Origin of the sequence: Achromobacter sp., from assembly GCF_032102605.1 — a bacterium.
Taxonomy (GTDB): domain Bacteria; phylum Pseudomonadota; class Gammaproteobacteria; order Burkholderiales; family Burkholderiaceae_B; genus Achromobacter.
The window spans coordinates 21,565-35,251 of sequence record NZ_DAMDGT010000010.1; the positions used below are offsets into that span (position 1 = coordinate 21,565).

Genomic DNA, 13,687 nt, shown 5'->3' on the forward strand with positions numbered 1-13,687 from the left:
TTCCGATCAGGCGCCGGCCGGGGTGGGCAGCACCACCAGGCCATTGAGGGCGATCACCGCCAGACGCGGGGTCTCGGCGCTGGGTTCGTGGCGGGCGATGTGCGCGCCGGGGATGACGGTGCCGGTCTCGCCGGCCGAAATGATGCCGGTGGCCGGGTCGAACGACACGGGATCGCCGATATTGCCGTCGTTGCCCAGCTGGACGTAGACCTCGCCCATGGTCAGGAACTCGCCGACCGTGGCGTTGCGCGCGTACGTGACGTCGATCGCGTACGCCTTGGGGTTAATCAGAATGCCAGCGAAAGCGCCGTCGCCGCCGGCCTGCACCTGTTCAAAGGTGCCGCGGCCGGAGGGCTGGCCGTCAACGTACGTGAAGGCGCGGCCGAAGACGTTGTTCGCCTCGGTCGCCGAGTCGATGATCGCCGAGGCGGCGCGGGTCGGGCCGTCATGGCTGATGTTGCCGGGGATGCCGGACAGCAGGTAGGTTCGTGCGGTGTTCGGGATCATTTCTTTTCGCCCCAGACTTTGGCGGCCGTGTCTTCGGCGCGCACGGTTTTGGAATCGCCGACGATCTTCTCGGCGTCGGATTTGGCGGCCTGCAGGTAGCCTTGCAGCACCGCGAGCTCGGCGCCGTCCTGCGCCTTCAGGCCCAGCTTCTTGACGGCGTACTTGGCGACGTGGTCGTCCGACACCAGCAGCGCGCTGTCAAAAGCGCCGATGAACGGCGTCACGCGCTTGACCAGTGCGTCGCGCTCGGCGATCTGCTTGATGACCGCGTTCGCGTCGTTGGCCTTCACCTGGGTCTGCAGCGTGCCGATCATGCCCAGGACCTGGGAGTCCGCGGCGCGCGCGGCGATCTTGTTCTTGGCGGTGCCCAGCTTGGCCATGGCGGCGTCCAGCGCTTTGCGACTGTCGGCGGTCGGCGCGGCCTTCACTGCTTCGGCAGCAGCCTCGACTTCCTCCAGGGCAGCCGTGACCTCCTGGATTGCGGCCGTGGCCGTCTCGACAGCGCTGGTCGCCTGCTCGGCAGCCGCGGCGGTCTCTTCGACGGCGTCCTTTTCTTCCGTCGTGACGGCGCCGGGGGCCGGAGGCGTCTCGGCGTCGGCGCCGGGTTTCTTCTCCAGGTCGTCGTCCGAGCCAGCGGCGGCGGCTTTGTCCGCCAGCACCTGCTCGATCAACGCCCGAATCTGTTCGAGGATTTCGGGGGTCAATTCCATATTGATGAACTCCGCTGAGTCGTATGTGATGGTGAGGCAGTCCTGTACAGCCACGTCCGGCCCCGTCCTGCCCTCTTTCACGGTTGCCAGATGATTGAACCGAAGGTCGCGCTGGATGGCGTGGTACTTCTTGCCATCGAACGCCCCTTCGGTGAATTCGTATCGGCAGCGGTAGCTGGGCGAAAGCTCCACCTTGCCGCGGTCGATCAGGTTCTTCATGAACTCCGAATAGACCTTGACGCTGTTGCGCAGGTACGGATACTCGAAGCGCGCCGTCTCGCCCGTGGTGCCTTGCACGCCTTTCTTTTCGGCCGGCGTGCCGTCCTTGCCCAGGAACTCGTGCTCGTCGATCCAAGGCACCAGGTTGGCCGAGGCGATCGTCTCCGGGTTCTCCAGCTCTTCCTGGGGCCGGTACACCATGTAGATCCGGTCCGGATCCGGAGCGCCGATCTCGCGCCCCAGGTACGGAAACACCCCGACCTTCGTGATCGGGTTGTCGCGCACCAGCAGGTAGCCGTTGACGTCAGTTTGTCGCTTGCTCATCGAGGTACTCGGTAAAGTCGATGACCGGGCGCATGCGGCACCGGCAGTTGATCAGCTCGCCAGGGAAGCCGCGCTGCCCGGTCCGCTTGTCGATGATGGGCGGGTTGTCCATGCTGAACGTCTGCCCGTTGTATTGGACGTGCAGTGACCGGGGCTCCGCGCCACCGCCGCTGTGTATCCATTCGAACTGCTTCACCCCAGCAGCCTTCATCCGCTCCTCGTTCATGGCGGACGTGATCTTGCGCGTCTGGTCCACCGCAATCAGCTTGGCGCGGTTGCGGGTGACCTGGTTCAGGCTTTTGATCTCGTCGAAGATCTGGCTCGAGCCCTGGCCGCCCGACTGGATCGACCGCATGACGATGCCCTGGATCCGGTCCTGGAACTGAGCCGGGATGCTCTTGATCAGCCCGACGTTCTCGGCGGTGCTGGCCAGGACCTTGTCGTACAGCCCGGCCGGCATCTGGAACGTCTTGATGGTCAGCCCTCCCGACATGTCCCGCAGCGAGGCGCCCAGGTTCTGTTTTGAGAACCTGTCCACCTGGCCGATCGTGCGGTTCGCGAGCGGGCCCGCCTTCTCGGCAAAGGCCTTGCTCCACTTGCGCCCCAGCTCGGCCAGGATGCGCCGCGCCTGCGTGGTGACGCTCTCGTCCTGCGTGACTTCCGGATTCGAGCGGTAGAGCGCGCGCAGAGCCTTGTCGTACTCGGCCAGCATGCCGTCAATCATCGACTCCATGCTGGCCCGGTACCGGCCCTCAACGGCGACCGGGTACGCCAGTGCCGAGCCCTTGAACTGGCTGGCCTGTTGCTGCTGCCCCCAGGCCTGGCGCCGCTTCGTGACCATTTTCTTCGGCATCTACGAACTCGGCGTCTTCAAGGTTGTGGTAATCGCCCTCGCGGTCTTCGCGCAGACGGTCACGAATGTCTTCCGCATCGATCGCGCCGGTGTTGAACAGCGCGGCGTCGCGGTCGGCCTTGATCTTGTCGATCTCGGCCCATTCCTTGGCGGTCGGACTGTCCACGGGCATCCACTGGATGGCGATCTCGGCCGGCAGCGCGATGTTCTCGGACTTGGCCAGCAACCGGTAATGCGTCTCCAGCAGCGGCGTCATGTCGTTGGACTGGATGCTCTCCAGGTCTTCCCGGTACACCGACTGCTCGTAGTCGCCCGTGGCGTTGAAGCCCTTCGGTTGCGTGCCCAACAGCTTGGTCGCGGGGACATTCGCCACAGACGCCGACAGCTGGTACTGGGTCATGATGACCGTGTCCACGTCGCCTAGCGCGGTGTCGAACTGCTGGATGGTCTCCTCGGCGCCGCCGACGCGCACGCCGTAGTTGTCACGGAAGGCCACCCACTCCGCCAGGTTCTTCTCCAGCTCCTCGCGGTTGCTCAGGGCGGCATCGCCGACGTTCAGTGACGTCAGCCGCTTGGTCATCAACAGCTGCGGGCCTTCGTTGGCACTGCGCTCTGCCGCGTACGCCCGCTCCATCATGCGCTGAGGCACGCTCACGCCAAGATAGCGGTAATGCGGCTTCAGGTAGTCCGGCACCGGGTACGGCACGAAGATCCTTAGATGGGACTTGTGATAGACCCGGTCCTTGATCTTCCAGAACGTCGGCTCGTAATAGCTCTGGCTGGCCGGGTCGTTCAGGTTGTCCTCGGTCAGCACTGGCGTCACCCAGTTCGGATCGATCTGGGACATGCCGCGGTACGTGCCAACCTGCACGCCGTCCAGGTTGAACGGCGCCTTGTAGTACTCCTCGGGGTTCGCCGCCTCGACGTCGAACAGGACGATCCGGCCGCCGTACACACGCCCGAAGTGCACCAGCTCGCGCAGGTGCCGCTTGACCGCGTACTTCTTGTCGCCAGCCATCAGGCGGGACGAGACAGCGTCCGACCCACACGTCAGCAGGTAGCCATTGCGCACCGCATCGCGCGCGGGCATGTTGCACGCCTTGTCGATCAGCCAGTTCGTGGCCAGCATCGCGCAGGCCTGGTACCCGATGAAGATGCTGCCGGCCGCGTAGAAGCCGAGCTGCGCCTCGTTGACCGGTGTGAAGCTGGCGGTCTTGGGCGTCGGGCGCTCGCCGATGTAGCCGTTGTCGGAAGCGACGGTCGGCGCGCCCGTGGGCTGCTCAAACGCCGGCATCTCGAAACGAGTCTGCACCTTGTGGCCCAGGGGATGCGTGGAGAACAGGCCGCGCCGCTTGGGCGCCGGCGCGGGCTCTTGGCTCCGTCCGAGCAGGTTGCGAAGGAATTTCATCCGAAGAATCCGCGTTTCAGCGATAAAATTTCGTTGAATGCGCGGGATGCGCCATCAACCTGATCGTCGTACTTGCCCAGGGGGAAGTACCTGCACTCTTCCTTGAACGCCTGGTTCCATCCTCCCCGCAGCAGGAGCACGTTCCCGGCGTTGATCTGGGAAGCCAGGGGAGTAGCCCTGGTCACTTTGTCGCCGCTCTCAGGGCTGAACTTGACGCTGTGCCCCGCGAGCAACTTGGCGAAAGCTACAACCTGGCTCTTGCCCGCCTGCCCAGGGTCTTGCGGCAGGGACTGGACGACCTTGTTGGCGCCGTCCGCATCCGCCGTGTTCTTGATCAGCGCGTCGCGCTCATTGGTCTCAAACTGCTCTCGGCGAACGTCGGCAATCACGAAGCGGCCATCGCTGAGCTTTCCAAGCTTTACACCGGCCGTGTGATCGCCCGAAGCGGAAGCGCCCAAGTCCCACCCGCGGACCCATGCGACCACGCTGGCCGGCACCGCGTCCACAATGGGCATCATGTCCGGCTTGATGGTCCCGCCAGACGGAGGCGTGGGCCATTGCCGGTACTGCCCGGCAAATACGTACGGTGCCGCCTTCTCCATCCGCGCGAGGTCGTCCGCGCTGTGCTTCTCCGGCCAAAGCGGCGTTCCGTCGTCGTTCCAAACAGATAGGCACAGGTGGTCCCATACTTCTCCGTTGCCGCCAGCGACCGCAGGCCCCTGGCCATCTTGCCCCCGATCGCCCAACAGCCAGCCCGACAGGTCTTCCTCATGCAAGCGCTGCATGATCACGATGATCGGCGTATCTGGGCTGTTCTTCCGGCTCTCCAAGGTGTTCTGGAACCAGTCGATGACGTTCTTCCGCATCACTTCGGAAGTCGCCTCATCGGCCTTGTGCGGGTCGTCGATGATGATCGCCCCGCCAAAGCCTTCGCGGTGCTTGCCGGCCCCAAAGCCGGTAATGGTCCCGCCCGCGCCAGTGGCGTACATCACGCCGCCCTGCTCCGTCTTCCAATGGTGCTGGGCGTCGCTTGCCAGGGATACCGCCGGGAACACCTCCCGGTATGCCTCATGCTGGATGACGCCGCGCACGTTGGCGCTGTTGTTCACCGCGAGCGTGCTCGAGTAACTGGCGTGGATGAACTCGCAATCCGGCGATCGACCAAAGCACCAGGCGATGAAGTTCACCACCGCGAGCTCGGTCTTGGAGTAACGCGGCGGCACATTGATGATCAGCCGCTTCGTCTCTCCCCTGTAGACGCGCATCAGCGCATCACAGATCAGCTTGTGGTGCGCCGCCCTCTGCCACTGGTAGCCCTTGCGCTGCAAGAACATCCAGCGGCTGAAACTGAACAGGTCCTCTCGGGACCAGCCCACCGCAGCCAGTCGTTCAGCAGGGCTAAAACTTGTCTTGGACACTTTGAACGGCCTTCCTCAGCTCTTCCGGGCTGACCGCCGCGGTAGCTATGGGGCCGCCGTCCGGGCCGGAGTGCTCCACCCGATCTTTGAACATTCCAAGGTGGCGCCCGATATCGACCAGCGCGCCCTTCTTGTCGTGCAGCTTGACCTTCAGCCCTTCGCGCCCTTCGGATATTTCGGAGATGGCCGCCGCGGTGTCGTCGTCGATTTCATCGGCACTCACCAGCGCCAGGCCGTGATAAGGCTCAGTCGCTTCGGCGTCATCGTCGTCCGCGTCAGTCACGCGCAGTTCCGTCTTGCCCCAGCGCACGATCTTTCGGATGTCGCTGAAGCCGATCTTGGCCAGCTCGCGCAGGACCATGTCCTGGGTGATCTCGGTACGCTTGGAGCGTGCCGCCTGGGCTTCCTGAATCGCCTGAGCAATTTCAAGTTTTTTCAAGTTCTGCTCGCCAATCTGGCCAGCAGTCTTCTGGCTGTACCCCGCCCTTATCGCCGCTTGCGTGGCGTTGAGGTCAACGAGATACTCATCCACGAAGCGGCGCTGTTTGTCTGTCAGCGCCATGTTTGATCCTGTCTATTTTCCATTCCGCCGCACGCACTCGTCGTTGATGCACACCAACGGGCCGAACCACTTCTGAGCCGCTGTGTGGCTACCGCAATGGCGGCACGTTCCGTGACGGAGCGGTGGCCCCTCAAACCTCACGCGGCCAAGTGAGTGCGGGACTGGGCACAGGGGTGGCGGCGGTGGTGCGCGCATCAAGGCCTCTTTGGGAATTGCCCCCATCCGTCTGCCCGCCGAAGCGGGCTGGGTGCGGCGGTTCTCGTCATGCTGGCCACCGGCGACAAGACCGGTAGAAGTGTCCCGCGCATTTGCCCCTGCGCGGGCGCCAGGCCTGCTGAGGCGACTCATGGGGGTGTGGTTGGTTGTGGGGCCCCTCCCCAGCAGACATCCCGTCGCGGGTGGAGTTGTCGGGCGGCGCCGGTCGGAGCCAGCGGTACAGGGCTATCCCCGAGTGCAGCATTGGCCTGTGGCGCGCTGCTGGCTGGTCGATTGCGGCGGCTGTTCCCACAGAGCAAAGGCCTGAGCGTGACGTCTGCCAGCCGGTGCCCATGCGGCCCGGCGGACGGTTCTCTCTGGCCCCTGCTCTCTGGAAACGGCTATGCAAAAACCTCTCGGATGGTGCTAACGTTGCGGCCCATCACCCTATAACGAGGCCGACATGGCAGACCGTCGAAAAATCGTGACAGACAGGTTCAAAGTGCAGGATGAGTCAGGCAATCAACACACCGTGATGCGCCTTTCCGATCAGACCGATGGCGGAGGCCTCGACGGCAGCAATTGGATAGAAACTATGGGCCGCCTGGTCACAAGTGCCGGGCACGCGGTGAAAACTGTGGGTCCGGGGGCTTACTACATCGTGGACCTGGGCCTTTCCGCCAAACGCGTTGGGTAAATAAAAAGCCCCGGCTTTCGCTCGGGGCTTCATTTCTTCAGGGCGCAAGAGCCCGGCGCTAGTATCCCACAATGCGGGGCGCTTTCCGGAATGTCCGTGTCCCACTTTTCCTCACGTTGCCCTCAGCTCGAAGGGGATTCCAAGCTTGAGCATGGCTTGCACCTGCTCATATGTGTATTGAGGCGGTGGGCGATTCGCTACCGCTTCAGCCATGGCAATCAATTCTGCCCGACGCCGCGACGTCAAACTGGCGACGTCCGCTTCTTTTTTGGCCGACCCAACGTAGTCGGCCATGTTGCCCCGGATCGTTGTCAGGTAGATATTGCCGACGGCATACGGACCCGTGTCTCCGTACCGGCCCATGCAGAGATCATTAGGGCCGCTGCCACGCAGGTGATAGTGGTCTTGCCAGAACTCCCACCATTCGGCAAAAGTGAGTTCGAAGCCTATGCCGCGGCCAGCGGATCGGGTCTTCTGCTTCATGAACGCGTGGTATGGATCAGAAAGCCTCTGGCTCTTGGCATGGGCGCGAATTCTCGCAAGGGCTTCCGGACTCAGGTCGCCAAGGACGCTGGCGATACGGTCCTCGCCAGGCGCATCGTCCGGAATTGCATAGCTTTTCAGCCGGTAGGTTGCATAGCCGCCACGCTCATGGATGGGCGCGATGCGGATCAGGCTGCCGCCGTTCTCCATCGCCTGCAAAACGCGCGTGACCGCCTTCCGCGCGGCCTCTCTATCCTGTCGATTCTTGTTGTCGCCAAGGATGTAATTGACGATCTCCATCATCCGGAAGTCTCGCTTGGGGTAAGTCCCCAGCAAATCAAGAACCTCGGTGGCGTATTTCATCGAATCTTCCTCTCCACTTCATTTCGGAACATGCCCAGGTAAATCTTGTATTCGCCTTCCGTAAGGCGGGTTCCGGTTGTCGTTTCAATCCAGCGAAGTGCGGCGCGGACTCGGGCCTTTGCGTCCATACCGCCGAACAGGTTGTTCTTCTGCGTGTACTCGGCAATGATGACCATCCTTTCGTGCCAGGGCAGTGCTGCGTGCATCGCATCCACGGCCATCGCGTGGTCATAGTTGATGGGGCGCGGGTCGACCTCGTCTTCGTAGTAGATGGGCATATTCCCAACGCAGGTACCAGACCAGCTCCAGCGGCACCAATTCCAAAGCAAGTCATCCCCCGTCAGCCTACTCATCGGCCACCTCGTACTGTTTGCATTTCTTCCCGTAGGGCTTGCCCTTCAGGCAGCGGCGCATCGTGTCCTCGAATGGCGTCTGGACCGTCCGCGCGTTGGCGCAGCCTTCACAGGATCGCTTCAGCGCGGCTTGCTGGCGGCTCATCACGACCAGCATCGGGTCGCGGAATTCCCACTTCTGCAGGTCGGCTGTCATGCGAGCCACCCGCGCCGCCAGGCCCACGCCTGGTATGCCGCTTCCAGCGTGGGCCGCGGACTCGGCCCGACGGCTGCACACCACACCAACCACATACTGCCCTCCCGCCGGGCGCGGGGCTTTTGGATGATCGTCATCGCCTAGACCTCCCTAACCGTGATGCCGTGTCGCAACAGCATCAACTTGCGTTTGATCACGTAGTCCGGCGTCCGTACTCCCTTAGCGTCCTCGACCACGCACTTGTCGCCCTCGAAATACATGAAATCCCCTACATAGACGACTGGTCGCTCCGGCTTGCCATCCGCGCGGCGTTGGCTGTCGATCAGCGTGAACTTGGGCTGCAGGGACAGCCCCCGGATCTGGCCGCCCCGCTCCAGAAGGCGGAGCTGGGAATAGCGGGCCGCCTCTCGCTTGCTGTCGAACTTGATTCCATCCAATTCGGTCTTCTTGTTTCGGTACTTGGTCGCCATGTCAGTCCCTCAATTGGCTGTATTTCTGCTTCGGCTTGAACTGCACGGCGTTGCGCGCTTCGATCACGGCCTGCTGATCCGCATCCAGGAAACGGGAGTGCTGGCCTTGGAAGGTCAAGAACACCTCCCCGAGCGGGCCCATGCGCTGCTTGCGGATCAGGATCTCGGCCAGGCCTTTGAACGGGCTGTCTTCTTGGTAGTAGTCGTCCCGGTACACCATCATCACGACGTCGGCGTCTTGCTCGATCGCGCCAGACTCGCGCAGGTCGCTGAGGATCGGGCGCTTGTTCGGGCGCTCCTCGACCTTCCGCGACAGCTGGGACAGCACGATGATCGGGCACCCCAGTTCCCGCGCCAGCAACTTGATCGCCCGGGTGATTCCGCCCAGGTCTTCGTTCCGCGTGGACCCCTCGCCTTGCATCAGCTGCAAGTAGTCGATGACGATCAGGTCCAGCCGCCCCTGGCGCTGCTTCACCTTGCGGGCCGCGAGCCGGATCCGCGCCACGTTGGCCAGGCTGGGATCGTCGGCGATGATCAGTCGCTGGTTTTCCAATTGTTGGATGGCGTGCGTCAACCGCGGCCAGTCGCCTTGGTGCAGCTTCCCGGTGCGCAGGCGCTGGGTGTCGATAGCGCCGTAGCGTGCAATCGAACGCTCAGCCAGCTGGGCCGCAGCCATTTCCAGGCTGACCACCAGGGCAACGCCCTCATCCTCGGTCACGTTCTCCGCGATGTTTATCGCAAACGTCGTCTTTCCCATCGAGGGGCGGCCGGCGATGATGATCAGGTCGCCGTCTTGGCAGCCGCTGGTCTTCTCGTCCAGGTCCGCAAACCCGGTCGGCAGACCAGACACGCCGCCCTCGCGCTCCGAACGTGCCTCAAGCTGCTCAAGCACATTCCGCAACAGCGCGCCGACTTCGACCGGATCGCGGCCAGCCGCCCGTGTGTCCGCCAGCGCCATGACCAGGCCTGTCGCGCACTCCACCAGCTCGGCCGGATCTGCGGTTTCCGCTAGCTCAGCGATGTCGTGCCCCACGGCCAGCACATCGCGGCGCACGCGGTGGGCGCGGACTATCTCCGCGTAGCTGCGCACGTTGGCGCTGCTGGGGACGTTGTTGGCGATCGCGGTCAGGTAGGCCAAGCCACCCGCATCCTCAGCCTGCCCGGCGGCCTGCAGCGAGTCGAAGACCGTCAGCACGTCGGCCGGCTTGGAGGCGTTCAGCAAGCTGGACGCGGCGCCGAAGATCAGACGATGGTCGTGGCGGTAGAAATCCTCCGCGCTCAGCAGGTCGCCCAAGCGATCCCATACGCGGTTGTCCAGCAGCAGGCCACCAATCACGCCCTGCTCGGCGTCTACGGAATGCGGCGGCACGCGTACGGCGATGGTGTTCATGCGGCCTCCCGCTTGTCGTGCAGGCGCTGTGCCTGGATGCCGACCGTCGTCAGGCCGTAGCCTTCCTCCGCGTTCGCGTACCAGAGCTTGTACCAGCCGTTCGAGACGCAGTTGACGAAATGCTGGCGCCAATTAGCTTGCACCTTGTGTGCGTCCGGGCCACCCGGCAGGTGACGGCGCTTGAACTCGAGCCACGCCAGATTCACAAACTCCATCGGCAGGCCAGCGTCCTCGACGTAGGCAAGCAGCGGTTGGTATTCGCTTATCGCCTTTTCACCGGCCGCCTTGCAATTTTCGATGAAGCCTTCGAACGACACGCCGGCGCCTTCGCCCGAGAACTCGTCTTCCCAGCCTGCGGCATTCAGCCAAGACGCGGGATGCGGGATGTACTCTCCGGCGTTTTTCGTCCACTGCACCGAGGTCTTGGCCCGCTCGATGGCATCCAGAATGGTCGCCAGAAGCTGCTCGCTCGGATTGATCCTCTCAAACGCCTTTTGGGCACGTCCCTTAGATTTCCGGTTCGGGTAGACAGCCCAGAACCGCGCAAACGCGTCAGCGATTGCGCAAGGGTCTTTTTTCTTTTGTTGGTTGTCTTTTGGAAAGTTGTCTTTTGTGTGTCCCGATTCGGGACTATCGACCTGTCCCGAATCGGGACTAGCAAAGTCCTGTTCCGGGACACCCTGTCCCATATCGGGACTAGTACCAGATTGGGACACCTGTCCCGATTCGGTACTAGCAATTACCCACGACTTGTAGTCCTTATTGATGCCGACGACAGACCCGTAAACCCCGGCAGCCTTCGTGATGACGCGAAGCGCGGCCAGTTGATTCAAGGTACTGGTGGCATGGTTACGGCTCATCCCGCACATAGCCCCAATCTGGGATGCGGAGATGTCGTCTTGCTTCTTGCCGAAGCCGTACGTCTTTCTCATGATGGACATGACCACCTTCAGTTGTCGGGCAGTGAACGGGAATGCCAGGATCGCGTCGTAAAGCTCGTTCGCGATCCTGAGAAAGCCGTCTTCAATTTGAGGACCGTTCGCCATGGCTTAGTCGATGAGTCCACTCGGCGGGCACGGCTTGCTGCGGAGCGCCAGGGCCTGCTCTATCAGAGTTTTGATATCTTCTCGGGAAAGGTCCTGACAAATGCCCGCAAGCTTGCCGGCGTAGAAGTAAGCCGAGTGGCCCTCCTGATCGGACTGGGGAATCGCGCCAGCCCAACCAAACAGCAGGTCAGCGGCTTCTCCCCACATGTAGCCAGGAATCCAAGCGAGGATGTCGTTGATCCGATCCTTGGCTTCATGGTTGTCTTCGTGGCATGCGCCGCAGAGCGCCTCGAAGTTCTCAAGGTCGTACTCCCAAACCTTGCGGCCCTTGATATAGCGCTTGTGGTGGACATGCATTTGCTTGTCCGCCTCGCCGCACTGCTCACACTTCCAACCGGCGCGCTCAAGAACTTGGAGCCGCTTCTTCTGCCATTCAGGGTGCTGATACTGTTGGAAAAATTCCACGATGCAATCTCCGTTGCTCTCCACAAAAAACACAGCGCCAGGCCGGGTGGAGAAATCCGGCTTTTCGGGAGCTACCCTAGGCGTGTGCACACAACTCATTGGTCAACGCTTCCCAGCATGCGCAAGGGCTCGATGGCCTTGCGATAGTGCAATTCGATTTCCGGGGTCCATTTGCCCAGCGCCATCAGTTCCGCGCGCGCCCAGTCGACCCATACCCATTCGCGATGACGACGCGCGTCCCTCAGCAGCTTCCCGCCCTGGTCAAGATCGCGGTGGCATTCAGGGCACAACGGAAACGTGAGGCTGTCGCAAGCCTTCAGCGCCATGCCCTTGGTGATGTTCGCGTGGGCCGCCTGGCTCGGCCCTTGGCGCCCGCAGCATGCGCAGTCCAATGCCGCGACGTTGCGACGGTGGTGCTCACTACGCAGCAGCGTCGGCAGCTTGTGGCCCGGCGGCCGGTAGAAACCCATGACGATCTCGACCTTGCGGCCCAGGCCTTCGCCGCGGTCCGACTTGGCCCGCTTCATCGGAGTCTTGGAGCGCAGTGGCGTCGAGCGCTTGAGAGTCGAATTGCGCAGCATCAGACGGTCACCCCATACTCGGTCGAGATCTCCGCCAGGACCTCTTCAGTGAACGCGGACATAGCGCGCACGCCAATGTGTCCTCGAGCGATCGAGGCACGCTTGATCACCACCTCGCCGTCCGGCAACACCATCTCGGAAGGCGGCAGAAACTTTCGCGCGAAGTGCTCGTGCCAGGTCTCTTTGCTGAACTTCCGGCCGTCGACCCATACTTGGTCGGCAACTGCCTTGATGACGACGCCAAAGTAAAAGCGGATCTGCTGATCGAGCCGGTCTTCTTCCTCATCGGTGACGATCACGCGCAGCGGATGGCCTCGCTCGGCGAAGGCGCGAGCGTTGGATTTGACGAACTGCCACAGGGCGCCAGCAGGCGCTTCACCGGTCAGCAGGAACTCACGATGTACGGCGTCCGACATGTCAGTGCCTCGTGGCAAAATTCGTGTGCCAGCCGACAATCGCGACGGCTTCACGCAGTTGGGGGTCGCGGTCTTCGCGCAGCATCATTTCCTCGTACGCTTTGACGCGGTCCCAGTTGTGCCGGCGCAGCTCTTCTTCAAAGGCGCGCTTGGCAATTGCGAGGGCTTGTTCATACGTCATGCGGCCCTCTGGGCGATGACTTCTTCCATGATCGTCAGCCGGCCCAAATGGTTGAGGTACTGGCGAATGGCGTGGTTGCCCACGGCCTCTTCGAAGGCATCGATGCGATCGGCGGGAAGATTCAGCCGCGGCCGGTTCTTCTCGTCGAAGGGTTCGGGATGCAGGTAGCTGCTGACGTGGGGCGCGTACAGGTCGCATTCCTCGGCCAGGCTCCGCTGAGTCATGTTCGGGCGGGTCCGATGTTCCCAGGCAAGGCGAACCGCCTCGCGGAAGGTCTTGCACGCGGCAACCGTCGACGGCGGCAGAAACCTCTTTCCGGCGGGCGCCGACGTGGTACTGGCGCTATAAACAACTGCGGGATGGGTGTGCATTTCTCTTCGCTTAGTAGGGAAAATTCATCGAGTTACAAGATGAGTTACAGCGTGGCTTCGGGGCAAAATTTTTCCAATCGACAACACGAACCGAAGAAAAATGTCCGAGACCGAAACCTTGCTGAAGAACGCCGCCGACATCGCCAAGCGGACCTTTCTGGATCCGTCCGAGTCGGCTGTGCTGGAAATCTTTAAGGAGCTGTGCGCCGAGCGTGACCGCATGGCGTGGGCAACCGATGGGCGCGAGAGCGCGACGGTGCATTGATGTCATGCCGCCTCCCGCTGCACGGGCGCTGGCGCACGCAACCATTCATGCGCCAGCAGGACGCTTGACGGGATGCCTCGGCGTTTCCAGTTGCTAACGCGCTGGACTGCGCCGGGCTCGTCAGCGATGCCAAGACGCTCGGCAACCTTGGTCGGTCCGCCAAAGGCATCGATCCGCGCGGCGTCCCGGTGAAGTTGTTCCATTGATTTCTCCA

20 protein-coding genes are annotated in these 13,687 nt (G+C 62.6%); 2 read left to right on the top strand and 18 right to left on the bottom strand.

Annotated features, from left to right (window positions below):
- Positions 1 to 6 precede the first annotated feature (6 nt).
- The 6 genes from RT614_RS21200 to RT614_RS21225 are packed head-to-tail and all read right to left on the bottom strand — an operon-like array spanning position 7 to position 6,001.
- Positions 7 to 507: a phage minor capsid protein gene (locus RT614_RS21200; protein WP_313624096.1), complete on the bottom strand. Its 501-nt coding sequence runs from the start codon at positions 505 to 507 to the stop codon at positions 7 to 9.
- Positions 504 to 1,760: a DUF2213 domain-containing protein gene (locus RT614_RS21205; protein ID WP_313624097.1), complete on the bottom strand. Its 1,257-nt coding sequence runs from the start codon at positions 1,758 to 1,760 to the stop codon at positions 504 to 506. The genes RT614_RS21200 and RT614_RS21205 overlap by 4 nt, the downstream gene beginning before the upstream one ends.
- On the bottom strand, positions 1,741 to 2,613 hold the full coding sequence (locus RT614_RS21210) for a minor capsid protein (protein WP_313624098.1): 873 nt from the start codon (positions 2,611 to 2,613) through the stop codon (positions 1,741 to 1,743). The genes RT614_RS21205 and RT614_RS21210 overlap by 20 nt, the downstream gene beginning before the upstream one ends.
- Positions 2,513 to 4,021 carry a DUF1073 domain-containing protein gene (locus tag RT614_RS21215; RefSeq protein ID WP_313624099.1) on the bottom strand — a complete coding sequence of 503 codons (1,509 nt, stop codon included), beginning with the start codon at positions 4,019 to 4,021 and terminating at the stop codon, positions 2,513 to 2,515. Before RT614_RS21215 ends, RT614_RS21210 begins: the two co-directional genes overlap by 101 nt.
- Positions 4,018 to 5,439, bottom strand: a complete 1,422-nt coding sequence (gene terL / locus RT614_RS21220) for a phage terminase large subunit (RefSeq protein ID WP_313624100.1) — start codon at positions 5,437 to 5,439, stop codon at positions 4,018 to 4,020. The genes RT614_RS21215 and terL overlap by 4 nt, the downstream gene beginning before the upstream one ends.
- Positions 5,420 to 6,001, bottom strand: a complete 582-nt coding sequence (locus RT614_RS21225; protein WP_313624101.1) for a terminase small subunit — start codon at positions 5,999 to 6,001, stop codon at positions 5,420 to 5,422. The genes terL and RT614_RS21225 overlap by 20 nt, the downstream gene beginning before the upstream one ends.
- 658 nt (positions 6,002 to 6,659) lie before the next feature.
- Here RT614_RS21225 and RT614_RS21230 point away from each other — a divergent pair.
- Positions 6,660 to 6,893 carry a hypothetical protein gene (locus RT614_RS21230; RefSeq protein ID WP_313624102.1) on the top strand — a complete coding sequence of 78 codons (234 nt, stop codon included), beginning with the start codon at positions 6,660 to 6,662 and terminating at the stop codon, positions 6,891 to 6,893.
- A gap of 111 nt (positions 6,894 to 7,004) precedes the next feature.
- Here the strand turns inward: RT614_RS21230 and RT614_RS21235 are convergent, their stop codons facing one another.
- From RT614_RS21235 to RT614_RS21285, 11 genes are all read right to left on the bottom strand, one after another.
- Positions 7,005 to 7,739: a hypothetical protein gene (locus tag RT614_RS21235; protein ID WP_313624103.1), complete on the bottom strand. Its 735-nt coding sequence runs from the start codon at positions 7,737 to 7,739 to the stop codon at positions 7,005 to 7,007.
- The gene (locus RT614_RS21240) at positions 7,736 to 8,017 is read right to left on the bottom strand and encodes a hypothetical protein (RefSeq protein WP_313624104.1); all 282 of its coding nucleotides are present in this window, start codon (positions 8,015 to 8,017) and stop codon (positions 7,736 to 7,738) included. The genes RT614_RS21235 and RT614_RS21240 overlap by 4 nt, the downstream gene beginning before the upstream one ends.
- Positions 8,018 to 8,084: 67 nt before the next feature.
- Entirely contained in the window at positions 8,085 to 8,288 is a 204-nt protein-coding gene (locus RT614_RS21245; protein ID WP_313624106.1) for a hypothetical protein, read from the bottom strand.
- 140 nt (positions 8,289 to 8,428) lie between these two features.
- Positions 8,429 to 8,758: a DUF1064 domain-containing protein gene (locus tag RT614_RS21250; RefSeq protein WP_313624107.1), complete on the bottom strand. Its 330-nt coding sequence runs from the start codon at positions 8,756 to 8,758 to the stop codon at positions 8,429 to 8,431.
- Between the two features lies 1 nt (position 8,759).
- Entirely contained in the window at positions 8,760 to 10,148 is a 1,389-nt protein-coding gene (gene dnaB, locus RT614_RS21255) for a replicative DNA helicase (RefSeq protein ID WP_313624108.1), read from the bottom strand.
- On the bottom strand, positions 10,145 to 11,194 hold the full coding sequence (locus RT614_RS21260) for a replication protein (protein WP_313624109.1): 1,050 nt from the start codon (positions 11,192 to 11,194) through the stop codon (positions 10,145 to 10,147). The genes dnaB and RT614_RS21260 overlap by 4 nt, the downstream gene beginning before the upstream one ends.
- Before the next feature lie 3 nt (positions 11,195 to 11,197).
- A complete protein-coding gene (locus RT614_RS21265) occupies positions 11,198 to 11,659 on the bottom strand; it encodes an HNH endonuclease (protein ID WP_313624110.1) in 462 nt (153 codons plus the stop codon).
- A gap of 95 nt (positions 11,660 to 11,754) precedes the next feature.
- On the bottom strand, positions 11,755 to 12,240 hold the full coding sequence (locus RT614_RS21270) for a hypothetical protein (protein ID WP_313624111.1): 486 nt from the start codon (positions 12,238 to 12,240) through the stop codon (positions 11,755 to 11,757).
- Complete coding sequence (locus RT614_RS21275) at positions 12,240 to 12,656, bottom strand: recombinase (protein ID WP_313624112.1); 417 nt, start codon at positions 12,654 to 12,656, stop codon at positions 12,240 to 12,242. The genes RT614_RS21270 and RT614_RS21275 overlap by 1 nt, the downstream gene beginning before the upstream one ends.
- Position 12,657: 1 nt before the next feature.
- A complete protein-coding gene (locus tag RT614_RS21280; protein WP_175178531.1) occupies positions 12,658 to 12,837 on the bottom strand; it encodes a hypothetical protein in 180 nt (59 codons plus the stop codon).
- The gene (locus RT614_RS21285; protein ID WP_306636943.1) at positions 12,834 to 13,061 is read right to left on the bottom strand and encodes a hypothetical protein; all 228 of its coding nucleotides are present in this window, start codon (positions 13,059 to 13,061) and stop codon (positions 12,834 to 12,836) included. The genes RT614_RS21280 and RT614_RS21285 overlap by 4 nt, the downstream gene beginning before the upstream one ends.
- Positions 13,062 to 13,308: 247 nt before the next feature.
- Between RT614_RS21285 and RT614_RS21290 the strand changes: the two genes are divergently transcribed.
- Positions 13,309 to 13,473 carry a hypothetical protein gene (locus RT614_RS21290; protein WP_175178529.1) on the top strand — a complete coding sequence of 55 codons (165 nt, stop codon included), beginning with the start codon at positions 13,309 to 13,311 and terminating at the stop codon, positions 13,471 to 13,473.
- A gap of 2 nt (positions 13,474 to 13,475) precedes the next feature.
- Here RT614_RS21290 and RT614_RS21295 read toward each other — a convergent pair whose 3' ends face one another.
- Entirely contained in the window at positions 13,476 to 13,676 is a 201-nt protein-coding gene (locus RT614_RS21295; RefSeq protein ID WP_006218617.1) for a hypothetical protein, read from the bottom strand.
- Between the last annotated feature and the right edge of the window lie 11 nt (positions 13,677 to 13,687).